Source organism: Pseudomonas sp. 14P_8.1_Bac3, assembly GCF_025466085.1.
GTDB lineage: Bacteria > Pseudomonadota > Gammaproteobacteria > Pseudomonadales > Pseudomonadaceae > Aquipseudomonas.
In genome coordinates, this window is record NZ_JANLOD010000021.1 from 127,570 (window position 1) to 150,067 (window position 22,498).

Below are 22,498 nucleotides of genomic sequence, written 5' to 3' on the forward strand. Positions count from 1 at the left end.
GAATCAGCCCAGGTTGTCCTGAATCACGCTCAACACTTTGCGCGCCACTTCAGCCGGCGCCACGGTGTTGATGTTTTTCTCGACGGTGACCTGGACGTTTTCGCCGACCTTGCTCAGGCGAACCTGATAACGCTCGGCACGGGCTTCAACTTCTTCCTTGCTTGGCGCACTGCCGAACAGGCTGCTGAGGAAACCGGGCTTCTCGTCTTTCTTCTCGGCTTTTTCGGACAGGTTGATGTAGTAAAGGCCCAGGCTGCGGTTGATGTCTTCAACGCGCCATTCGCCCTGTTCCAGCGCGCGACCGACGCTCGACCAGGCGCGATCCAGGTCGTTACCAACGTTCAGCACCGGGTTGCCACTGCCGTCTTCGCTCAGGCTGACACGGCTAGGCGTATCGAAATCACGCGAGGCCAGCATGGAGACCGAACCGCCCTTCTCGGAGATGCGGCTCATGCTCGCGAGCATGTCGTCGACCAGTGCCGCGTCCAGGCCAGTGTTGACCGAACGGTTGGTGAACTCCACATCGGCTGTGCTGCCGGCAGGACGTTCGGCACTGACCACATAGACTTCACTGGTGTTGCGCTGCACGCCCGGCTCGATGCGCACCCGCACGCGGGTTTCGCTGCCAGCGTCGACACCGGCTGCGCTCAGGCGCTTGGCCATCGCCGCGGACAGTTCGTCGGAGTGCTGCCAGGTGGTGGTGAATTCGCCGGTTTGCGGGCGCTGTTCATCCAGACGGAAACCGTTGTCCTGGAAGAACTGCACTGCCACTGGCCAGACTTCGGCCGGCGGGTTCTGCGCGACGATCCAGCGCGAGTCGCCGGTCTTCTGCAGCGAGTAGGCACTGGCGTCGGCGGCCGCGGACAGCGGCTGCGGACGCGGCACGACGTATTCGCCCTTGGCGGTGTCATCAGCTACGTTGCGCGGGATCGGCAGCAGCGGATCCAGGTGCTTGGAAGTGCTGACGTCCGGTGGCAATTGCATGGGTGCAGTCTGTTGCGCTTCGAGGTAATCGCTACCACGGTCACGGAAATAACCTTCCGGGCCCCAGACCCATCCACAGCCACTGGTGCTGGAGATAATCAAGGCAAGTGCGGAAAGTCCGGCCAATCGCTTCATGCGTAGTGCTTCCTCAATTAAACCAGGACGCCGGACTGGCGCATGGCCTGCCGCAGCGGTTCGTGACAGGCCGCACTGAGCCAGGTGAGCGGCAGACGGATACCGTCCGGCATCAAGCCCATTTCATGCAGTGCCCATTTCACGGGGATAGGGTTGGATTCGACAAACAGGGCTTTATTGAGCGGCATCAGCTTTTCGTGGATCGCGCGGGCCGTGACGGCATCGCCTTTCAGCGCAGCGTTGCACAGGTCAGCCATTTCCCGCGGCGCGACGTTCGCGGTCACCGAGATGTTGCCCTTGCCGCCGAGCAGGATCAGTTCCACTGCGGTCGGGTCGTCGCCGGAAATCACCAGGAAATCCTTGCTGACGCCGTCGAGGATCGCTTTTGCACGGGACAGGTCGCCGGTGGCTTCCTTGATGCCGATGATGTTTTTCACGGTCGACAGACGGATCACGGTCTCGGCCTGCATGTCGCATGCGGTACGGCCAGGCACGTTATAAAGGATCTGCGGGATGTCGACGGCCTCGGCGATGGCCTTGAAGTGCTGGTACAAGCCTTCCTGGGTCGGCTTGTTGTAGTAAGGGGTCACCAGCAGGCAGGCATCGGCGCCGGCGGTCTTCGCATTGGTGGTCAGCTCGATGGCTTCGCGGGTCGAGTTGGCGCCGGTACCGGCGATCACCGGGATGCGCCCAGCGACCTGCTTGACCACGTAACGAATCACTTCGATGTGTTCATTCACGTCTAGCGTGGCCGATTCACCTGTGGTGCCAACCGCCACGATGGCGTGGGTGCCGTTTTGCAGGTGAAAGTCCACCAGTTTGCTCAGGCTGTCCCAGTCGAGACGACCCTGTGCATCCATGGGTGTGACCAGTGCCACCATACTGCCCGCAATCATGCAACCGCTCCTGCCGGAAAAAGAGAGCCGTAATGGTACTGGCGCCAAGATGCTTGTACAAGCGAAGTACTGCGCGGCTGCCATTCCCCTTGGCGCTGCTTTTCGCTACCCTTCAGACTTTGATCGGTACTGATAAGCTCGGACACCGGGTTCCAGCCTCCATTTTCGGCATCACAAGCCCCGATCCAGCGTTGCCGCCCCCTCGCTATTGCCCTACTGGAGCAGGTGGCAACCTTCCGGCTCGGGTTTTCTGAATTCGCATCCACAGGCTCGTCCCCGGTCAAAACAGCCCGTAGAAGTACCGACCGCTCATCGCTTTAGGAATGCTGCATGTCCACCCCCACAGTTCGCGAACAATTCCTTGTCATCAGTGCCCTCGGCGCCAACCCCATGGAGCTGACTAACGTCCTGTGCCGCGCCAGCCATGAAAACCGCTGCGCCGTGGTCACCTCTCGCCTGACCCGCCATGGCGAGTGCAGTGCGTTGATCCTTGAAATCTCCGGCAGCTGGGACGCTCTGGCACGCCTGGAAGGCAGCCTGCCGTCACTGGCCAAGAAGCACGCGTTCACGGTCAACGTGGTACGCAGCGCAGCGCTGGAAAATCGTCCCCAGGCCTTGCCTTACGTGGCCTACGTCAGCTCGGCGTACCGCTCGGACATCATCAACGAGTTGTGCCAGTTCTTCATGGACCACAACGTCGAGCTGGAAAACCTGACCTGCGACACGTATCAGGCGCCGCAAACCGGCGGCACCATGCTCAACGCCACGTTCACCGTGACCTTGCCGGCCGGCGTGCAGATCAGCTGGTTGCGCGATCAGTTCCTGGACTTCGCCGACGCGCTGAACCTGGATGCCCTGATTGAACCGTGGCGCCCACAAAACCCAATGTAAGGAAGCTTTCATGGCCGTTGCCATCGATCAACCGGTTGCCGACTTCGAAGCCCCCGCCACCAGCGGGGAGACCATTAGCCTCGCCGGCCTCAAAGGCAAGCAAGTGGTGATCTACTTCTATCCGAAGGACAGCACGCCGGGTTGCACGACCCAGGGTCAGGGCTTTCGCGATCAGCTGGACGCTTTCAAGGCGGCGAACACCGAAGTCTTCGGTGTGTCCCGCGACAGCCTGAAATCCCACGAGAACTTCAAGGCCAAGCAAGGCTTCACCTTCGAGCTGATCAGCGACAAGGAAGAAGCGTTGTGCCAGTTGTTCGATGTGATCAAGCTGAAAAAGCTCTATGGCAAGGAATACATGGGTGTTGATCGCAGCACGTTCCTGATCGACAAGAATGGCGTGCTGCGTCAGGAATGGCGTGGTGTGAAGGTGCCGGGGCATGTGGATGCTGTTTTGGCGGCGGCACAGGCGTTGAACAAGGCCTAAGCTATATTGGCGTCTGTGCTGACGCCATCGCGGGCAAGCCCGCTCCCACAGGGACTGCATCGGTCCTGTGGGAGCGGGCCCGCGATGAGGCCCTCCGCCTCATCCTGTGAATCAGAACAGACAATTAAAGCAACGGCGCCACCACCGGCTCCTTGCGCGGCCAGGCATCCAGCACCGCCTTGAACAGCGTCGCCAGCGGAATCGCAAAGAACACACCCCAGAAGCCCCACAACCCGCCAAACAACAGAACCGCGCAGATAATCGCCACCGGGTGCAGGTTGACCGCTTCCGAGAACAGCAGCGGCACCAGCACGTTGCCGTCCAGCGTCTGGATAATCCCGTACACTGCCATCAAATAGATGAATTGATCGCTCCAGCCCCACTGGAACAGCGCAATCAGTAGCACCGGCACTGTCACCACCACGGCCCCGACGTAGGGCACAACCACGGACACGCCCACCAGCAACGCCAGCAGCGCCGCGTAGTTGAGCCCCAGCACGACGAAGCCGATGTAGGTCACCCCACCGCAGATAAAAATTTCGATGACTTTGCCGCGAATGTAGTTGGCAATCTGCCGGTTCATTTCGTGGGCGACCCGGGTGATCAACGCGCGCTCACGGGGCAGGTAACCGCGGACCCACTGGCCGATCATTTGCCGATCCTTGAGGAAGAAGAACACCAGGATCGGCACCAGTACCAGGTAGATCATGATGTTGACCAGCAGCGGCAAGCTCGACAACGAGAACGTCAGCGCCCATTGCCCGAACTTGCCGATCTCGCCCCGCGCCACCTCGATGGCCTGCAGCACCTGCTCGTCGGACACCAGGTGCGGATAACGCTCGGGCAACAGCAATAGCAGCGACTGCCACTTGGCAAGCATGCCGGGCAGTTCGTTGAACAGCGTGATGAGTTGATGCCAAAGCAGCGGCACCAACACAATGATGAACACCAGCAGCACGCCCATGAACAAGGCGAAGACCAGGCCCACAGCCACTCCACCCGGCACGCGCAATCGCTCAAGCGTGACGACCAGCCCCTGCATCAGGTACGCCAGCACCATCCCGGCGAGCACCGGCGCCAGCATGCCGCCGAGGGTCAGCACCGCGGTGAATGCCAGAACCAGCAGGACCGCCAGCACCACCGCTTCTTCATCGGAGAAATAACGCTGAATCCAGTCGCGTAACACTTTGAACATCAATAATCCTTAGCAACGAACACAACAGTTTTCAGGCTTTCTTCAACCAGTAGCGGTAGACGCCCGCTTCATCTTCTTCACGCAGCAGCGTGTGACCTGCCAACCGCGCAAAGGTGCGGAAGTCGCGTTGCGATCCCGCATCAGTGGCGATCACCTTGAGCACCGCGCCGCTGGCCATGCGATTGAGTTCGAGCTTGGCCTTGAGCAACGGCAACGGGCAATTCAGGCCGCTGGCGTCCAGTTCGGCGTCATGGGCTACAGCGTCGGTCATTGCGTCACTCCGGGTCAGGTCATCGAGCGGCTTAGAATATCTGGTCCGAAGCGTACTGTCCGGCTACAGTAAGGTCTTTGTCGACTAAGGCTTTGTGCATGACTTTTTTGCGCCCTACCCTGCTGACGCTCGCTTGCCTGCTCGCCTCACCGGGCTTCGCCGACGACCTGCCGTCACTCGGCGACGCCAGTTCTGCCATTGTCTCGCCGCAACAGGAATACCAGTTGGGTCGCGCCTGGCTGGCGCTGCTGCGTAGCCAGGTTGACCAGCTCAACGATCCGCAGCTCAAGGACTACGTCGAATCCAGCGTCTACCGTCTGGTGGAGACCAGCCAGGTCAACGACCGGCGCCTGGAATTCATCCTGATCAACAGCCCGCAGCTTAACGCCTTCGCGGCGCCAGGCGGGATTGTCGGGGTCAACGGCGGCTTGTTCCTCAATGCCCAGACCGAAGGCGAATACGCCTCGGTACTGGCCCACGAACTGGCTCACTTGTCGCAACGCCACTTCGCCCGAGGCGTCGAAGCGCAACAACGCATGCAAGTACCAATGATGGCCGCGCTGCTGGCCGGGATCGTGATTGCCGCGGCCGGTGCCGGCGATGCCGGGATCGCCGCCATTGCCGGCACGCAGGCCGCAGCGATTCAGGAGCAACGGCGCTTCTCGCGTCAGAACGAGCAAGAAGCCGACCGTATCGGCATCCTCAACCTGGAAAAGGCCGGTTACGACCCACGCTCGATGCCGACCATGTTCGAGCGGTTGGCGCGCCAGTACCGCTTTGACGCCAAGCCGCCGGAATTCCTGCTGACTCACCCGGTGACCGAATCGCGTATTGCCGACACCCGTAACCGCGCCGAGCAAGCCCCGCTGGGCGGTATCGAAGATACCATGCGTTATCAGCTGATTCGCGCGCGGGTCCAGTTGATCTACGAAGAAACTCCGGGCCTGGGCGCCAAGCGTTTTCGCGCTCAGCTCGATGAAAATCCGAAAAACGATGTCGCGCGTTATGGCCTGGCGATCGCCCAGATCAAGGGCGGTCAGCTGAACGAAGCGCGGGAAAACCTCAAGCTGCTGCTGGCTAAGTCACCGAACGAGATCATCTACAACCTCGCGCAGATCGATCTGGACATCACCAACAATCGCCTGCCGGACGCACAGACCCGGGTCGACCGGATGCTGACTCAGTATCCGGGCAACTATCCGCTGAATCAGGTGCGCGTCGATTTGCTGCTCAAGCAGAACCGTGCACCGGAAGCGGAAAAAGCGCTGGAAAACCTGCTCAAGAGCCGCCCGGATGATCCGGACGTCTGGTACATGGTGGCGGAAACCCGTGGTTTGTCGGGCAACATCATCGGCCTGCATCAGGCTCGCGCCGAGTACTTTGCGTTGGTCGGCGATTACCGCCAGGCCATCCAGCAACTGGACTTCGCCAAGCGCAAGGCCGGCTCCAACTTCCCGCTGTCCTCGCGCATCGACGCACGCCAGCGCGAGTTGATGGAGCAGGAGCGCATGGTCAAGGACATGATGGGCTGAGCGGTTACTCACAAAATCTGCAGACACAAAAAAACCGCCTCTTTCGAGGCGGTTTTTTATTCAACCTGCAACCGGTTATTCAGCCAGTTTGAAGGTGATGAAGCTGGCGCGATTCTGACGCAGAACCCGCATGGACACCGAGCGGTTCTTCGGCAGCGCCTTGGCGATATCGGTGAACTCCTTGGTGGAGCCGATCGCCTGATTGTTCAGGTGAGTGATGACATCACCTGGCTGCAGCCCGATCAGCGATGCAGGACCGTCCTGAACTTCCTTGATCACCACACCACCTTTAAGGTCGTAGGTTTTCTTCTGCTCAGCGGTCAGCTCGGCCACGGACACGCCCAGTCGATTGCTGCTGCGCTCGGTACTGGATTGCGGCAACGAATCCAGCTCTTTGCCTTCTTCCGGGATCGCGCCAACGGTCAGCTCGACATTTTTGCGTTTACCTTCACGGATCACTTCCAGGTTGGCTTTCGAGCCGGCTTTCAGTGCGCCAACCAGGTGCGGCAGATCAGCAGACATGACGATCGGTTGACCATTCATGCTCAAGATCACGTCGCCGACCTGCAACCCGCCTTTAGCGGCCGGGCCGTCATCCTGGATCTGTGCGACCAGGGCGCCAGCGGGCTTCTCAAGACCAAACGACTCGGCCAGGTCCTTGTTCACTTCCTGAATGACGACACCCAACCAGCCACGACTGACCTTGCCGCCGCTTTTCAGCTGATTGGAAACGTCCATGGCGACGTCGATAGGGATGGCGAACGACACGCCCATGAAGCCACCGGAACGGGTGAAGATCTGCGAGTTGATCCCCACTACTTCGCCATTGAGGTTGAACAGCGGACCGCCGGAGTTGCCCGGGTTGATCGGTACGTCGGTCTGGATGAACGGCACATAGTTTTCGTTCGGCAGGCTGCGACCGACGGCGCTGACGATACCTTGAGTGACGGTATGGTCGAAACCGAACGGTGAACCGATGGCTACGACCCACTGGCCGGCCTTCAGGTCCTGGGATTTACCCAATTTCAGGACGGGCAGATCCTTGCCTTCGATTTTCAGCAAGGCCACGTCGGAGCGTGGGTCAGTGCCGACGAGCTTGGCTTTCAGCTCGCTGCGGTCGGCGAGACGAACGAGAATTTCATCGGCATCGGCGATCACATGGTTGTTGGTGAGGATGTAGCCATCAGGCGAGATGATGAAACCTGAACCCAGCGACTGGGCTTCGCGCTGACGATCACCGCGTGGCGAACGTTGCTGCGGCATGCCGCGCTCGAAGAACTCGCGCAACATCGGCGGCAAGCCTTCGAGGTCGGGCATTTGATCGCTCACTTTGCGATCCGGCAGTTTCTGCGTGGTACTGATGTTCACCACCGCCGGCGAGGCTTGTTCGACCAGTTGCGTAAAGTCGGGCAACTCGGCTGCTTGCGCAGCGACCGCCTGACCGAGCACCAGTACAGTGGCGAAAATGGAGAGGTAAGACTTCAAACGTGGTATCGACATACGGCTCCCGTTACGACGAGCATGGTTGAGCGATATGGAGCAAGGAACACCGGGAACGATACGCCGGTATTTTTGTTCCGGGAACAACAAACAAGGCCAGAGCCGAGGGGCTCTGACCTATAAAAAATTTCAGGAATATTTGCAAATTGAAATGCTCACCAAACATTTCGATATCAGCTCACTACTGGGTTGCAGTGGCATCGGTGCGCATGGACAGCGCAATCCGTTCAGCGGTACCTACAGGAATTTCACCAACGACGGTCACCATAATTTCGCCCTGAGGCGTGGTCAGGCGTCGGGATACAGCAACCGTTGGGCCCAGCTGAGTGCGTGTATCGGTGACGGTGGCGCCATTCAACGGTTCGAGGAACACCGAAAAACGCGCCAAACCATCGTCGTACATCAGGCTGTTGACCTGGGTTTTGGTCTCTGGATCTTTACGCGATGTGCTGCTGGTCAGCTCGAAACCTGCGGGCAGCCAATCTGAATGCCAAGCCTGGGCAGCCTTGACCGCCGACGCCTTGTCGCTGTCGAGGGCGATGGCTTTGCAATCACTGCCCGGCTGCAGGTCGCTCTCGGAAGGAGCACTGGAGGTATCCAGCTGTGTGAACTGGAAGCGTTCAAGCAACTGCCCCTTGTCGTTCAATAGCAGCGACTTAAGAGGCAAACCGGTTTCTTTATCCAGGTGAAGTTCAAAACCGTAGCGATGTTGATCCCGTGGCTTCAGCGAAACGATGACAGCTGAACGTCCAGCCACACGCGACTTGCCGATGACGGCAAGGTCGTACCAATTCTTGAGCTTTTGTGGATCGAGTGCCCGGGCAGCGGAGTTGGGGGAATCCCCAAGTCCAGCAATCAGGGTGCCGCTGACGCATTGAGTATGCCCATCAATGCGCACGACTTCCTGCGCAGAGCCGTCGAGCTGGAGCAGACGCTCGCGGACCTTGCCATCCTGGACGCGGTGCCAGATATTGTGGGTAGAAAAACTACCGTTTCGCTCGTAAACAAAAGTACCGTGAAAGCTTTGCTGTTGCTCGGCCTGACCAAGACGGGTCAACCAGTCCTGGGCTTCATCGGCGTGGGCTGGAACAACGAACCAGCCACCGAGCAGAAGCGAAAGTAGAGGGATGGCGCGCATGATCCTCCTTAACGGTTTTCCAGGCTTGCCGCACGAGCGTAAGGCAGAGCGCTCTCAGTACCTTTCAGTGCAGCTTGTTGAGCATGTTGGCGCAAGTAACCTGGCAAACGCTGATCGTGCCAGCCTGGTTGACCTTGCAATACGCCGTTGACCATCGGGCCAGTGGCTTCCGAACTCTCATTATAGCCTGCCAATACAGCTGGACCTTTAACCTGAGGAACGGCCAGGCTCGGTTGGTTCGACTGCTGAGCCAACTGCACACCTGCGATCTCGTCCTGGTTATAGAGACGAACACCCGCCAGCACGGCGACGGTGACCGAAGCTGCGACCGCCAGACGACCCAGGCTACGCCATGGACCACGGGAAGCTTTTGCCGGTACAGCCTCGTCAGCCAGCGCAGCGGAAACGGCCGCGGCGATGTCCAGGCGTGGAAGCAGTAGATCCTTATGCATCACTGCCCGAGCGATTTGATAACGAGCCCATGTTTCACGAGTTTCAACATCGTCAAAGGCATTCAATACCCGACGCAATTCCAATTCGTCCGCTTCGTTATCCATCACTGCGGACAGCGATTCCTGCAGGGCTTCACGACTCATGGCGTTCCTCTCTTGGCTGTCGCCGCTGTCTCAGTTTTCCTGCAACAACGGCTGCAGGGCTTTATCGATGGCCTCCCGAGCGCGGAAAATCCGGGAGCGCACGGTACCGACCGGACATTGCATGACCGCCGCAATGTCCTCGTAACTCAGACCATCGAATTCACGTAAAGTTAAAGCCGTACGCAAATCTTCTGGCAGTTGCTGGATGGTTCGATGGACGGTGCCTTCGATTTCATCCCGCAGCAATGCACGTTCTGGCGACTCGAGATCCTTGAGGCCGTGATCGCCATCGTAGAACTCTGCATCCTCGGAACTGACATCGCTATCCGGCGGCCGACGGCCGCGTGATACCAGATAGTTTTTCGCCGTGTTAATGGCGATGCGGTAAAGCCACGTATAGAACGCGCTGTCTCCGCGAAAGTTTCCTAGTGCACGGTATGCCTTGATAAAGGCTTCCTGTGCCACGTCCTGGGCTTCATGGGTGTCGTGCACGAAACGCACGATCAACCCGAGAATTTTGTGCTGGTATTTCAGCACTAGCAGATCGAAAGCTCGCTTGTCGCCGCGCTGAACGCGTTCGACCAGCTGCTGATCCTCTTCCTGGGTTAGCATGAACTCTCCTCGATAAGCTCGGAGGAAGCTTGCATAACTAAACGACCAGACTTGCAAACATAGACTCGGGCTTTTCGCAAAAGTTCTCCCCCTCCAAGCAAGTTTCCTGCGGACTCTGATTTGGCACGCACGAAAAGCGCAGCTCGGGTTAACCCGGCTGCGCGAATAATCTTGTCATCGGATCCATCAGCAAGGACCAAACTGCAATCTTGCGCTGAAGCCGACGCTGTCCCTTGATTCAGGCAACGGTCTATTGATCTTGAGCCTTTGGCAAAAGTTCCAAATATTTATAGCTGTGCCAGAGCGACATTGTGCAACCGTGAAGCGAAAAAGACTGTTAAATCCACGATACAGTCGTGTTGTCGCTGAACCGGTCAAAAAATCATCCGACGAAGCGTCAGATCCATTCTGTCACCGTAGTTTCACAATGCCATGCCAGCGCGGCTATTGTGCCGCTCCCCCCCTCTATATACTAGTGGGCTGTGTGGCAGCCTTGACTCGCCGGTCCAGAAGTCTGGCGCCAACCCCGACCCGGGTCGCTTTGAGCGGAATCCTGAAATGAGCCAACAGTTTCAACATGATGTTCTGGTCATTGGCAGCGGTGCTGCCGGTTTGAGCCTTGCGCTGACCTTGCCCGATCATTTGCGTATCGCCGTACTGAGCAAAGGCGACCTCGCCAACGGTTCGACGTTCTGGGCTCAGGGTGGTGTCGCCGCCGTCCTGGACGACACCGATACTGTCGAATCCCACGTCGATGACACCCTCAATGCCGGCGGCGGCCTGTGTCATGAAGACGCCGTGCGCTTTACCGTCGAGCACAGTAAAGAGGCGATTCAATGGCTGATCGACCAAGGCGTGCCGTTTACCCGCGATGAACAATCCGGCACGGAGGACGGCGGCTTCGAGTTCCACCTGACCCGAGAGGGTGGCCACAGTCATCGGCGCATCATTCATGCTGCCGATGCGACAGGCGCAGCAATTTTCAAAACCCTGCTCGAAAAAGCCCGGCAGCGACCTAACGTCGAACTGCTGGAACAGCGGGTCGCGGTCGATCTGATCACCGAAAAACGCCTGGGCCTGGAAGGCGATCGTTGCCTCGGCGCTTACGTCCTCAATCGCGGCACCGGCGAAGTCGACACCTACGGTGCGCGCTTTGTGATTCTCGCATCCGGTGGCGCCGCCAAGGTCTACCTCTACACCAGCAACCCCGACGGCGCCTGCGGTGACGGCATTGCCATGGCCTGGCGTTCCGGCTGCCGGGTGGCGAACCTGGAATTCAACCAGTTCCACCCCACCTGCCTGTATCACCCGCAGGCCAAGAGCTTCCTGATCACCGAAGCCCTGCGTGGCGAAGGCGCGCACCTGAAGCTGCCCAACGGCGAGCGCTTCATGCAGCGGTTCGACCCCCGCGCGGAACTGGCACCACGGGACATCGTCGCCCGGGCGATCGACCATGAGATGAAACGGCTCGGTATCGACTGCGTTTATTTGGACATCAGCCACAAACCGGAGGCGTTCATCAAGACGCACTTTCCGACGGTGTACGAGCGCTGCCTCGAGTTCTCCATCGACATCACCCGACAACCGATTCCGGTGGTTCCCGCGGCGCACTACACCTGTGGCGGCGTGATGGTCGATCAGCAGGGCCGCACCGACGTGCCGGGGCTGTACGCGATTGGCGAAACCAGCTTCACCGGCCTGCACGGCGCCAACCGCATGGCCAGCAACTCGCTGCTGGAATGCTTCGTGTACGCGCGATCGGCGGCGGCGGACATTCTCGAGCAATTGCCGCAGGTGTCGATTCCCGCCGCCCTGCCCGTCTGGGATGCCAGCCAGGTCACCGACTCGGACGAAGACGTGATCATTGCGCACAACTGGGACGAACTGCGGCGGTTCATGTGGGACTACGTCGGCATCGTGCGCACCAACAAGCGCCTGCAGCGGGCGCAGCACCGTGTGCGGTTGTTGCTGGATGAAATCGACGAGTTCTACAGCAACTACAAGGTCAGCCGGGATTTGATCGAGCTGCGTAACCTGGCCCAGGTTGCCGAGTTGATGATCCAGTCAGCCATGGAGCGCAAGGAAAGTCGCGGCCTGCATTACACCCTCGACTACCCGGACATGCTGCCCGTCGCGCTGGACACTATTCTGGTGCCGTCCACCTACGTCGACTGAACGTGAGCCGGACCCGCAGGCGTCGATGAAGATCGGCCGCCTGCGAGTCCCGTGGCACGCAAATCGAACGGACCCGCCGCTCGCCTCGCAGACGAAACCGCAACACCACGATCAACGGTAACGCCAGGCTGTCCCGCCGCAGCTGAACCGCCTGCCAGCCTTGCGCCTGATTCCACAACTGCCAGCCATCCGCGTCACGACGCAAGCCGCGAAACGCCTGCGGGTGGGTCAGCAGGATCTGGCGCGGCAAGACCCGGACGCCATGCGCCAGACAGCATAAAGCCCCCAGCAAGCTGGCCCAGGCCGGTATCGCAAGCAGAAACAACGAACCCAGCGCGAACAGCTGGGCCGACAGATAGGCCGCCAGCAATTGCCGTGAGGCATGCCAGCGGCATTCGAACGCATTACTTGGGCTGGACACGATCCAGGATCATGCGAACCATGCGCTGAAGCTCCGGATCTTCCGATTCGGCGCGTTCCATGAACCAGCCGAACATGTCCTGATCTTCGCACTCGAGCAGCTTGCGGTAGCAATCGCGGTCAACATCGTTGAGGTGCGGGTAAACCTCTTTCACGAACGGCACCAGCAACACGTCTAGCTCAAGCATGCCACGGCGGCTGTGCCAGTAGAGGCGATTCAGTTCAACATCTTCGACCATGGAGCGCTCCTCAAATAGGCGGCAAGTATACAGCCCCGGGGAACATCGAACAGTCGGCTTTGGTCGGGCGCACCCGACCTTTTGTGAACTACCCATTTCATGGGCGCCCCCTTATGATGTCCTCCAGACTCTTCACGCTGCGATGTCCCATGGCCGACTCTGCTTTTTTCTGCACCCTCTCTCACGAAGGCGTTCTCGCGGTCCGCGGCGCGGATGCCGGTAAATTTCTGCAAGGCCAGTTGACCTGCAACCTCAATTACCTGAGCGACACTCAGGCCAGCCTCGGCGCACGCTGCACGCAGAAGGGCCGGATGCAATCGAGTTTCCGTATCCTGTTGCAAGGCGATGGCGTGCTGATGGCCATGGCCACCGAGCTGCTGGAGCCGCAATTGGCGGACCTGAAAAAGTACGCGGTGTTTTCCAAATCCAAACTGACCGACGAAAGCGCCGCCTGGGTCCGCTTCGGTGTCGAGCATGGCGACGCCGCCCTGCTCAGCCTCGGTCTTGAATTGCCAACCGACACCGGCAGCGTTGCGCGCAACGACGGGCTGATCGCCATCCGCGTATCGCCAGACCGCGCCGAACTCTGGACCGCCGCCGATCAGGCCGAGGCCATCAAGGGCAAGCTGTCCGCGCTGTTGGCCGAAGGCGATCTAAATCAATGGCTGCTTGGCCAGATCCGCGCCGGGATCGGTCAGGTCATGCCGAGCACCCGTGAACTGTTCATTCCGCAGATGCTCAACCTGCAAGCCGTGGGTGGCGTGAGCTTCAAAAAAGGCTGCTACACCGGCCAGGAAATCGTCGCGCGGATGCAGTACCTGGGCAAACTCAAGCGCCGTTTGTATCGCCTGAGTCTCGACACCAGTGAATTGCCGGAACCGGGCACGCCGCTCTTCTCGCCGACTCATGGCAGCGCCATCGGCGAAGTGGTGATTGCCGCACGCGCCGGGCAAGAAATTGAACTCCTTGCAGTACTGCAAGCCGAAGCAGCTGAAGGCGGTGACGTCCATCTGGGCGCACTCGAAGGGCCCGCCCTGCACCTGCTCGACCTGCCTTACGAACTGGACCGCGATCGAGAAATCCAGCGTTAACGGCAGCACTTGTCGCAACACCTAGAGAAAAAAAATGATTGAGCTGGCGGAAAAGGTCCAACAGGATTTGGTTGAGGCCATCGATAACGATGACCTGGTTCTGCCAACGTTGCCGGAAGTGGCCCTGCAGATTCGCAAGGCCGCTGAAGACCCGGAAATCAGTGTCAGCACCCTGAGCAAAGTGATCGGTCGGGACACCGCGCTCTCCGCGCGCCTGATCAAAGTGGTCAATAGCCCGCTCCTGCGCGCGACCCAGGAAGTCACTGGCTTGCACACGGCCATTACTCGCCTGGGCGTCAACTACAGCAGCAACCTGGCCATTGGCCTGGTGATGGAACAGATTTTCCACGCCCGCTCTGAAGTGGTGGAGAAGAAGATGCGCGAAGTCTGGCGCAAAAGCCTGGAAATCGCCGGCGTCAGCTACGCATTGTGCCGCAGTTATACGCAACTCAAGCCTGATCAGGCAGCGCTCGGCGGCCTGGTGCACCAGATTGGCGTGTTGCCGATCCTGACCTACGCCGAAGACCACTACGAACTGCTGTCAGATGCGGTCAGCCTGAACCACGTCATCGACCAGATCCACCCGGTGATCGGTGACAAACTGCTGCGGGTCTGGGAGTTTCCGGAAAAGCTGGTGCAACTGCCGGGCCTGTATCTGGACTTCAAGCGTGACTCCAGGCGCGTCGACTATGTTGACCTGGTGCAGGTCGCCAGTCTGTATTGCCACAAGGGCACCGACCATCCGCTCGCCCGGATCGATGTGTTCAATGTGCCCGCCTTCAAGAAGCTGGGGATTGATCCGCAGAACGAGGCGATGTGTAGAGACCTCGAAGAAGCGCGGTCGATGTTCTTATAAAAGCTTCGCGGGCGGGCCGCGAAGAGGCCGTCACGTCCAATATTGATGTTGCCTGATACAACGCCATCGCCAGCAAGCTGGCTCCTACTGTGGATTGGCGGCGTGCCCAAATTTCAGGTTTCACCAAAAATCCTGTGGGAGCGAGCCTGCTCGCGATATAGGCCCGCCCGAACACCACGAAGCTACCCCGCAACAAAACTCACCCGCACCTTCAACCCCGCCTGCTCACCATCGTGCAAGCTGATCTGCGCCAGATGCGCGCGGCAAATTTCGCCGACAATTGCCAACCCCAACCCCGACCCGGCGACTTGCTGGTTGCGCCGATAGAAGCGTTCGAATACCCGCTCACGCTCTTCCAGCGGAATGCCCGGCCCATCATCCTCGACCTCCAGCACCGCTGGCGCCGAGACCCGCAGGATCACATTGCCGCCGGGGGGCGTATGGGCCAGCGCGTTATCCACCAGATTGCTCAACAGCTCGTTCAGCAGCGTCGGTTCGCCGCGCAGCCAGACCGGCTCGTCCGCCTCCAGCGCCAGGGCGACACCACGCGCATGGGCCAGCGGCGCCATGGCCATGCCGAGTTCCCGCGCCAGTTGGCTCAGGTCCAGCAACTGCGCGCCGCCCTCGGCGATCGCCCGGGCACCGTTCTCGACCCGCGCCAACGAAAGCAATTGGTTGGCCAGATGAGTCAAGCGATCCGTGCCCTGGGCCGCCGTTTCCAGAGTGTTGCGCCAGGTCTCGGGTTCGCTCGCACGCAGACCCAGTTCAAGCCGCGCCTTGAGCGCCGCCAATGGCGTGCGCAGTTCATGGGCGGCGTCGGCGATGAATTGCGCTTGCCGCTCGAACTGCCCGCGCAAGCGCTCGGTAAAGTGATTGAGTGCACGCACCAGCGGCCACAATTCGTGCTGCACTTCCACCAGCGGCAGTGGTCGCAGATCATCGGGTTGCCGCTCTTCCACCGCCGTGCGCAAGCGCTCCAGTGGACGCAATGCGGCGCTGACCGCAAACCACACCAGCAATAACGCCCCCACCGCCAGCATGCCCAGACGCAACAAGGTGTCCGCCGCCAGACTGCGGGCCATGCTGACCCGCGCCTCGTCGGTTTCCGCCACGCGGATCTCCGCCATGCCGTTCATGTTCGGTTCGCTGACAGGCTTGAGCAGGCTGACCACCCGCACATTCTGCCCCCGATACGTCGCGTTATAGAACCGTGCGAGCGCCGGATAGTCATCGGTGCGTGGCGTGCCCGGTGGCGGCGGTGGCAGGTTTTCGTAACCGGAAATCAGCTTCTGGTTGATGTCGTTGACCAGGTAGAAAATCCGCCCGGCACTGTCATAGGCAAACGTATCGAGGGCGACGTAGGGCACGTCGGCGCTAAGGCTGCCATCGCGCTGGGAAACGCCCGCGGCGATGGTCCGCGCCGAAGCCAGCAAGGTCCGGTCGTACGCGGTGTCGGCGGCTTCGCGCCCGTTCCAGTACGCGCTCAAGCCACTGGCCAGCATCAACACCACCAGCAACAGCGCGAGGTTCCATAGCAACCGCCAGCGCAAGCTGCTGGGCTTATGCATCGCGGCTTTCCAGCAAATAACCGAGGCCGCGGAAGGTCACGATGGCCACCGGTTGCCCATCGAGTTTCTTGCGCAGGCGGTGGACGTAGATTTCGATGGCATCGGGGCTGGCTTCTTCATCCAGGCCGAACACCTGGGCGGCCAGTTGCTCCTTGCTCATCACCCTACCCGGACGGGCGATCAGCGCTTCGAGCACCGCCTGCTCGCGGGAGGTCAACGTGAGCAATTCGTCGCCGAGGGTGAAGCGTCGCGTGTCCAGATCGTAAGCCAGCACGCCGCAGGTCTGCTGTCGTTCGCCGCCGAGCACGCTTCGGCGCAACAAGGCTTTGACCCGCGCTTCGAGTTCGGTCAGTTCGAACGGCTTGGCCAGGTAATCATCGGCGCCGAGGTTCAGGCCATGGACCCGGTCCTTGACGTCGCTGCGGGCGGTCAGCATCAGCACCGGCAGGTTCTTGCCCCGCGCACGCAAACGCGCCAGCACCTCGAAACCATCCATGCGCGGCAGACCGACGTCGAGGATCGCCATGGCGTACTCCTCGCTGCTCAACGCCAGGTCGGCGGCCACGCCGTCATGCAACACATCCACGGTCAGCCCGGTGCTCTTGAGCGCCTGGGCGACACTGTCGGCGAGTTGCAGATGGTCTTCGACGAGCAGAACACGCATGGATCTTTACCTCATTCAGGGATGTTCGACGCCACTCTTTGGCGCGGAGTTTACAGCCGCCTCCGCTGCTGTGAAGCCTGAAAACCGTGAAAGTCCGCTGAAAGGTTAGTGAAAGGTTCGACCGCTAGAGTCGACCCACGGATGGTTTCGACTGCCATCAATTGTGCTTTGAAATGTAGCTCCCGAAAAACGCCCCGATGCGTTTTCGCCAATAAGAACAATAACGAGGTACTTCGCCATGCTGTGCGCACCGCTGCAGTTTTGCCCGCCCCGCCCTCTCCCATCGCTTTCATTCGCCAGCGCCGACAGCGGCCGCCCGGCGCCGCACCGTCTCACCTGAATACATCCAAAAACAATAACTCCACGGAGACCACCATGAATCGATCACTGCGCCGTTTCGCCCTCGCTGCCAGCTGCATGCTGCTGGCCAGCCACCTGATGGCCGAGCCGAAACGCCCGGAATGCATCGCCCCGGCCTCGCCCGGCGGCGGTTTCGACCTGACCTGCAAACTGGCGCAAAGCGCGCTGGTCAACGAAAAGCTGCTGACCAAACCGATGCGCGTGACCTACATGCCCGGTGGCGTCGGCGCGGTGGCGTACAACGCCGTGGTCGCTCAGCGCCCGGCCGATGCCGGCACGCTGGTGGCATGGTCGAGTGGTTCGCTACTGAACCTGGCCCAGGGCAAGTTCGGTCGTTTCGATGAAAACGCCGTGCGCTGGCTGGCGGCGGTCGGCACCAGTTACGGTGCGATCGCGGTGAAAAGCGATTCGCCCTACAAGACCCTGGACGATCTGGTCAAAGCCCTGAAGAAAGATCCGAGCTCCGTGGTGATCGGGTCTGGCGGCACAGTCGGCAGCCAGGACTGGATGCAGACCGCGTTGATCGCCAAGGCCGCCGGGATCAACCCGCGCGACTTGCGTTACGTCGCCCTCGAAGGCGGCGGCGAAATCGCCACGGCGCTGCTCGGCGGCCACATCCAGGTCGGCAGCACCGACATCTCCGACTCCATGCCGCACATTCAAAGCGGCGACATGCGCCTGCTGGCGGTGTTCTCTGAAAAGCGCCTTGAAGAGCCGGAAATGAAAGACATCCCGACCGCCAAGGAGCAAGGCTACGACATCGTCTGGCCGGTGGTTCGCGGCTTCTACCTCGGGCCAAAAGTCAGCGACGAAGACTACGCCTGGTGGAAAGACGCTTTCGACAAACTGCTGGCCTCGGACGACTTCGCCAAGCTGCGCGATCAGCGCGAGCTGTTCCCGTTCGCCATGACCGGTCCGGAGCTGGACACCTACGTGAAGAAGCAGGTGGCGGACTACAAAGTGCTGGCCAAAGAGTTCGGCCTGATTCAGTGATCGCCTCTGTCTAGCGGCTGCGGCTCCGTTTGGCGGGGCCGCGGCACAGGAGTTTTCCATGCTCTTACAACGCATTTTCGCTTCGGTGCTGTTGCTGGCCTGTGCTGGCCTGGCGCTGATGGCGTGGCCGTATCAAGCGGCGTTTTCCTACGAACCCGTCGGACCTCGGGCCTTTCCGCTGTTGATGCTCGGCCTGATGGGCCTCGGCCTGCTCTACATGCTGTTTCGCCCGACGCCCATTGTGCACAGCGACGACGACCCGAAACTCGACCGCGAAACCCTGAACAAAATCGGTATATGCATTGTGCTTTTGCTGATTTTCGCCGGCCTGTTCGAACCGCTGGGCTTCATCCTCAGCAGCATCCTGATCGGCATTCCGATGGCGCGCCTGTACGGCGGCCGCTGGTGGCCGAGCATTGTGGTGACGACGCTGATGAGCATCGGTCTCTACCTGCTGTTCGACAAGTTGATGGACGTGCCGCTGCCCCTGGGCCTGCTCGAGTTTCTGGAGAACTGATATGGATACTTTCGGCTATTTGGGCCAGGGGTTTGGCGTCGCGCTGAGCCCGTATAACCTGGTGACCGCCCTGTGCGGCACGCTGATTGGCACCGTCGTTGGCCTGCTTCCAGGCTTGGGCCCGATCAACGGCGTGGCGTTGCTGATCCCGATTGCCTTCGCCCTCGGTTTGCCGCCGGAGTCGGCATTGATCCTGCTGGCGGCGGTGTACCTGGGTTGCGAATACGGCGGCCGGATCAGCTCGATCCTGCTGAACATTCCGGGCGAAGCTTCCACCGTCATGACCACCCTCGACGGCTACCCGATGGCCCGCAAAGGCCTGGCCGGCGTGGCGTTGTCGCTGTCAGCGTGGAGCTCGTTCATCGGTGCGTTCATCGCGACCTGCGGCATGGTGCTGTTCGCGCCGCTGCTGGCGAAATGGGCGATTGCCTTCGGACCAGCAGAATATTTCGTACTGATGGTGTTCGCCATCGTCTGCCTCGGCGGCATGGCCGGTGATCGGCCGTTGAAAACGTTTATTGCGGCGTTGATCGGCCTGTTTCTGTCGACCGTCGGCATCGATGCCAACAGCGGCGTCTACCGTTTCACCGGGGACAACATTCACCTGACTGACGGCATTCAATTCGTGGTGCTCGTGCTCGGTCTGTTCTCCATCAGCGAGATTCTCCTGCTGCTGGAAAAAACCCACCGCGGCCAGGAAGCGGTGAAAGCCACCGGCCGAATGATGTTCAACTTCAAGGAAGCCTCGGCGGTGTTCATTGTGAACATCCGTTGCGGTCTGCTCGGTTTCATCATGGGCGTGCTGCCGGGCGCCGGCGCAACGCTGGCCAGCGCCGTGGCCTACATGACCGAGAAACGCATCGCCGGCAGCAAAGGCACCTTTGGCCAGGGCGACATGCGCGGCCTCGCTGCCCCGGAAACCGCCATCGGCGCGTCGGCCTGCGGCGCGCTGGTGCCAATGCTGACCCTCGGCGTTCCGGGTTCCGGCACCACGGCGGTGATGATCGGCGCACTGTCGCTGTACAACATCACGCCGGGCCCGCTGCTGTTCCAACAGCAACCGGACATCGTCTGGGGCCTGATCGCGTCGTTGTTCATCGCCAACATCATGCTGGTGATCCTCAACATTCCGATGATTCGAATCTTCACCCGCATCCTCGCCGTGCCAAACTGGGCGCTGGTGCCGGTGATCGCGATCATTACCGGGATCGGTGTGTACGCGGTGCATGCCACCACGTTCGACCTGTTCCTGATGATTGGCATCGGCATCTTCGGTTACATCCTGCGCAAGCTGGACTTCCCGTTGTCGCCCGTCCTGTTGGGTTTCATCCTCGGAGGCTTGATGGAGCAAAACCTGCGTCGCGCCTTGTCGATCTCCAACGGTGCACTGGAGATCCTCTGGTCGAGCCCGATCACCTTCGGTGTCTGGGTGCTGACTGCGTTGATGCTGCTGATGCCGATCCTGCGGATCTGGCGCAAACGTACGGTCGCTCGTCGCACAGTCGCCAATGTCTGATCGAACACCGTTCAACGCCTGGTGGGGTACGCCGCTGGTCGGTGCGCTGGGCGGTTATCTGGCCAGCCAGGTCGGCTGGCCGCTGCCGTGGATGGTCGGCTCGTTGCTGGCGATCATTCTGGTGCGGTGCCTGACGCCCTGGCAACTGGCGGAAATCCCTGGCGGCCGCAAGTGCGGCCAGTGGATCGTTGGCATCGGTATCGGCCTGCACTTCACCCCGGTGGTGATGGAGCAGGTGCTGGGTCACTTCGGCCTGATCTTCTTCGGTGCGTTGATCACCAGCCTTTCCGCGATAGTGGGGGTCTGGCTGATGCGGCGTACCGGTGAGGACCGCGCCACGGCGTTCTTTTCCAGCATGCCCGGCGGCTCCGGGGAGATGGTCAACCTCGGCGCGCGTAACGGCGCGGTGCTCAGCCGTGTGGCGGCGGGGCAAAGTCTGCGGGTGCTGGTGGTGGTGCTGTGTGTGCCGGCGGCCTTCAAGTATTTGCTGGGTGACGGCGCGCCGGTGGCGCATCCGACCGCCGTTGATTGGGGGTGGCTGGCCATTTTATTCCCGGCGGGCGCCTTGGCGGCCTGGCTGTGGGAACGCTTTCGTCAACCCAATCCGTGGCTGTTCGGCTCATTGCTGGTGAGTGCCACGGTGAGCATCGGTTGGGACCTGCACATCGGCTTGCCCCACGGTGGTAGTCAGGTGGGTCAATGGCTGATCGGCAGCGGCCTGGGCTGTCACTTCAATCGGCAGTTTTTCCGCCGCGCCCCTTCGTTCATGGGGCGAACGTTGGTTGGCACGCTGCTGACGATGTTGATTGCCACTGCGGCAGCATTGGGATTGAGTGCGCTGACGCACCTGGATTTGCGCTCGCTGACCTTGGGCATGATGCCCGGCGGTATTGCGGAGATGAGCCTGACGGCGGAGACCTTGCAGTTGTCGGTGCCGCTGGTGACGGCGATGCAGGTGATGCGGTTGTTGTTCGTGCTGTTTCTGGCGGAGCCGTTGTTCAAGTATTGGAATCGCGATCCAGAATAAAGACCGAGTTAGATTCATCGCCAGCAGGCTGGCTCCTACCGGTTTTGGTGGGAACCAGGCTGCTGGCGATGCACTTTAAACCGGTGGCAATCGCCACTCGATCGGCGTCTCGCCATTCTGCTCCAGAAACTTGTTGGTCCGGCTGAAGTGCCCGCACCCGAGGAAGCCGCGATAAGCGGACAACGGTGACGGGTGCACCGACGTCAACACCAGGTGCTTGGTCGCATCGATCAGCTTCTGCTTGCTCTGCGCATGGGCGCCCCACAGCATGAACACCAGATGCGGCTGCCGCTGGCTGACCACTTCGATGATTCGATCGGTGAAAAACTGCCAGCCTTTGTCCTTGTGCGCATTGGCATTCGCGCGCTCGACGGTCATGGTGGTGTTGAGCATCAGCACGCCCTGATCGGCCCAGCTTTGCAGGTAACCGTGGTTGGGGATGTCGATGTTCAGGTCGCGCTTCAGCTCTTTATAGATGTTGACCAACGACGGCGGCGCCGGCACGCCCGGTTGCACCGAGAAGCACAAGCCATGGGCCTGGCCCGGCCCGTGATAGGGGTCCTGACCGAGGATGACGACCTTGACCTTGTCCAGCGGTGTCGAGTTGAGCGCGTTGAAAATCATCGGGCCTGGTGGATAAATTTCCTTGCCGGCCGCACGCTCCTGTTGCAGGAAATTGCGCAACTCTGCCATGTAGGGCTGGTCGAACTCAGCACGCAGTGCCTCCTTCCAGCTCGGTTCGAGTTTGATACGGTCGTCAGCAGTCATGGTTACATCCGGCAAAAACAATGGAGCGAACCCTAGGAAAGCTCATCACGCTTGTCAATTGATCTGACGC

23 protein-coding genes are annotated in these 22,498 nt (G+C 60.4%); 10 read left to right on the forward strand and 13 right to left on the reverse strand.

Annotated elements, in window-relative coordinates; all coding sequences use genetic code 11:
• Positions 1-3: 3 nt before the first annotated feature.
• Positions 4-1,119 carry an outer membrane protein assembly factor BamC gene (gene bamC / locus NTD84_RS07950; RefSeq protein WP_262164561.1) on the reverse strand — a complete coding sequence of 372 codons (1,116 nt, stop codon included), beginning with the start codon at positions 1,117-1,119 and terminating at the stop codon, positions 4-6.
• Positions 1,120-1,136: 17 nt separating this feature from the next.
• The gene (dapA, locus tag NTD84_RS07955; protein WP_262164563.1) at positions 1,137-2,015 is read right to left on the reverse strand and encodes a 4-hydroxy-tetrahydrodipicolinate synthase; all 879 of its coding nucleotides are present in this window, start codon (positions 2,013-2,015) and stop codon (positions 1,137-1,139) included.
• Between the two features lie 330 nt (positions 2,016-2,345).
• On the opposite strand from dapA, the gene NTD84_RS07960 reads away from it, so the two are divergent.
• Entirely contained in the window at positions 2,346-2,906 is a 561-nt protein-coding gene (locus NTD84_RS07960; RefSeq protein WP_008034925.1) for a glycine cleavage system protein R, read from the forward strand.
• Positions 2,907-2,916: 10 nt separating this feature from the next.
• Positions 2,917-3,390 (forward strand): peroxiredoxin, encoded by a 474-nt coding sequence (locus tag NTD84_RS07965; protein WP_262164565.1) that lies wholly within the window; start codon positions 2,917-2,919, stop codon positions 3,388-3,390.
• A gap of 124 nt (positions 3,391-3,514) precedes the next feature.
• Here NTD84_RS07965 and NTD84_RS07970 read toward each other — a convergent pair whose 3' ends face one another.
• Positions 3,515-4,585, reverse strand: coding sequence for an AI-2E family transporter (locus NTD84_RS07970; protein ID WP_262164567.1), 1,071 nt, complete (start codon positions 4,583-4,585; stop codon positions 3,515-3,517).
• Positions 4,586-4,616: 31 nt separating this feature from the next.
• Positions 4,617-4,856, reverse strand: a complete 240-nt coding sequence (locus tag NTD84_RS07975) for a sulfurtransferase TusA family protein (protein WP_028621876.1) — start codon at positions 4,854-4,856, stop codon at positions 4,617-4,619.
• Positions 4,857-4,954: 98 nt separating this feature from the next.
• Between NTD84_RS07975 and NTD84_RS07980 the strand changes: the two genes are divergently transcribed.
• The gene (locus NTD84_RS07980) at positions 4,955-6,388 is read left to right on the forward strand and encodes a M48 family metalloprotease (protein ID WP_262164570.1); all 1,434 of its coding nucleotides are present in this window, start codon (positions 4,955-4,957) and stop codon (positions 6,386-6,388) included.
• A 75-nt stretch (positions 6,389-6,463) separates the two neighbouring features.
• On the opposite strand, the gene NTD84_RS07985 is transcribed toward NTD84_RS07980, so the two are convergent.
• The 4 genes from NTD84_RS07985 to rpoE all read right to left on the reverse strand — a co-directional run bounded on the left by NTD84_RS07985 (position 6,464) and on the right by rpoE (position 10,234).
• On the reverse strand, positions 6,464-7,888 hold the full coding sequence (locus NTD84_RS07985) for a DegQ family serine endoprotease (protein WP_262164572.1): 1,425 nt from the start codon (positions 7,886-7,888) through the stop codon (positions 6,464-6,466).
• A gap of 181 nt (positions 7,889-8,069) precedes the next feature.
• Positions 8,070-9,026 carry a MucB/RseB C-terminal domain-containing protein gene (locus NTD84_RS07990; RefSeq protein ID WP_262164574.1) on the reverse strand — a complete coding sequence of 319 codons (957 nt, stop codon included), beginning with the start codon at positions 9,024-9,026 and terminating at the stop codon, positions 8,070-8,072.
• Positions 9,027-9,034: 8 nt separating this feature from the next.
• Positions 9,035-9,622: a sigma-E factor negative regulatory protein gene (locus NTD84_RS07995; RefSeq protein ID WP_262164576.1), complete on the reverse strand. Its 588-nt coding sequence runs from the start codon at positions 9,620-9,622 to the stop codon at positions 9,035-9,037.
• 30 nt (positions 9,623-9,652) lie between these two features.
• A complete protein-coding gene (gene rpoE / locus NTD84_RS08000) occupies positions 9,653-10,234 on the reverse strand; it encodes an RNA polymerase sigma factor RpoE (protein ID WP_007944079.1) in 582 nt (193 codons plus the stop codon).
• Between the two features lie 558 nt (positions 10,235-10,792).
• On the opposite strand from rpoE, the gene nadB reads away from it, so the two are divergent.
• The gene (gene nadB, locus NTD84_RS08005) at positions 10,793-12,409 is read left to right on the forward strand and encodes an L-aspartate oxidase (protein ID WP_262164580.1); all 1,617 of its coding nucleotides are present in this window, start codon (positions 10,793-10,795) and stop codon (positions 12,407-12,409) included.
• Here the strand turns inward: nadB and NTD84_RS08010 are convergent.
• A complete protein-coding gene (locus NTD84_RS08010; protein WP_262164582.1) occupies positions 12,378-12,830 on the reverse strand; it encodes a protein YgfX in 453 nt (150 codons plus the stop codon). The two genes, nadB and NTD84_RS08010, sit on opposite strands and share 32 nt — an antisense overlap.
• The gene (locus tag NTD84_RS08015; protein WP_007944081.1) at positions 12,814-13,068 is read right to left on the reverse strand and encodes a succinate dehydrogenase assembly factor 2; all 255 of its coding nucleotides are present in this window, start codon (positions 13,066-13,068) and stop codon (positions 12,814-12,816) included. Before NTD84_RS08015 ends, NTD84_RS08010 begins: the two co-directional genes overlap by 17 nt.
• A 149-nt stretch (positions 13,069-13,217) precedes the next feature.
• Here NTD84_RS08015 and NTD84_RS08020 point away from each other — a divergent pair, with 149 nt between their 5' ends.
• Complete coding sequence (locus NTD84_RS08020; RefSeq protein WP_262164585.1) at positions 13,218-14,159, forward strand: YgfZ/GcvT domain-containing protein; 942 nt, start codon at positions 13,218-13,220, stop codon at positions 14,157-14,159.
• A 34-nt stretch (positions 14,160-14,193) separates the two neighbouring features.
• A complete protein-coding gene (locus NTD84_RS08025; RefSeq protein WP_262164588.1) occupies positions 14,194-15,015 on the forward strand; it encodes an HDOD domain-containing protein in 822 nt (273 codons plus the stop codon).
• A gap of 182 nt (positions 15,016-15,197) precedes the next feature.
• Here NTD84_RS08025 and NTD84_RS08030 read toward each other — a convergent pair whose 3' ends face one another.
• Entirely contained in the window at positions 15,198-16,583 is a 1,386-nt protein-coding gene (locus NTD84_RS08030; RefSeq protein ID WP_262164591.1) for a sensor histidine kinase, read from the reverse strand.
• Complete coding sequence (locus NTD84_RS08035) at positions 16,576-17,247, reverse strand: response regulator (RefSeq protein ID WP_008034908.1); 672 nt, start codon at positions 17,245-17,247, stop codon at positions 16,576-16,578. Before NTD84_RS08035 ends, NTD84_RS08030 begins: the two co-directional genes overlap by 8 nt.
• Positions 17,248-17,622: 375 nt before the next feature.
• Here NTD84_RS08035 and NTD84_RS08040 point away from each other — a divergent pair, with 375 nt between their 5' ends.
• From NTD84_RS08040 to NTD84_RS08055, 4 genes are read left to right on the forward strand one after another with little or no spacing between them, the layout of a single operon-like run.
• Positions 17,623-18,600: a Bug family tripartite tricarboxylate transporter substrate binding protein gene (locus NTD84_RS08040; RefSeq protein WP_262164596.1), complete on the forward strand. Its 978-nt coding sequence runs from the start codon at positions 17,623-17,625 to the stop codon at positions 18,598-18,600.
• A 58-nt stretch (positions 18,601-18,658) separates the two neighbouring features.
• Positions 18,659-19,117, forward strand: a complete 459-nt coding sequence (locus NTD84_RS08045; RefSeq protein ID WP_262164599.1) for a tripartite tricarboxylate transporter TctB family protein — start codon at positions 18,659-18,661, stop codon at positions 19,115-19,117.
• 1 nt (position 19,118) lies between these two features.
• A complete protein-coding gene (locus NTD84_RS08050; RefSeq protein WP_262164602.1) occupies positions 19,119-20,633 on the forward strand; it encodes a tripartite tricarboxylate transporter permease in 1,515 nt (504 codons plus the stop codon).
• Positions 20,626-21,660, forward strand: a complete 1,035-nt coding sequence (locus tag NTD84_RS08055; protein ID WP_262164604.1) for an AbrB family transcriptional regulator — start codon at positions 20,626-20,628, stop codon at positions 21,658-21,660. The genes NTD84_RS08050 and NTD84_RS08055 overlap by 8 nt, the downstream gene beginning before the upstream one ends.
• A gap of 75 nt (positions 21,661-21,735) precedes the next feature.
• Here the strand turns inward: NTD84_RS08055 and ung are convergent, their stop codons facing one another.
• Positions 21,736-22,428 carry a uracil-DNA glycosylase gene (ung, locus tag NTD84_RS08060; protein ID WP_262164606.1) on the reverse strand — a complete coding sequence of 231 codons (693 nt, stop codon included), beginning with the start codon at positions 22,426-22,428 and terminating at the stop codon, positions 21,736-21,738.
• Between the last annotated feature and the right edge of the window lie 70 nt (positions 22,429-22,498).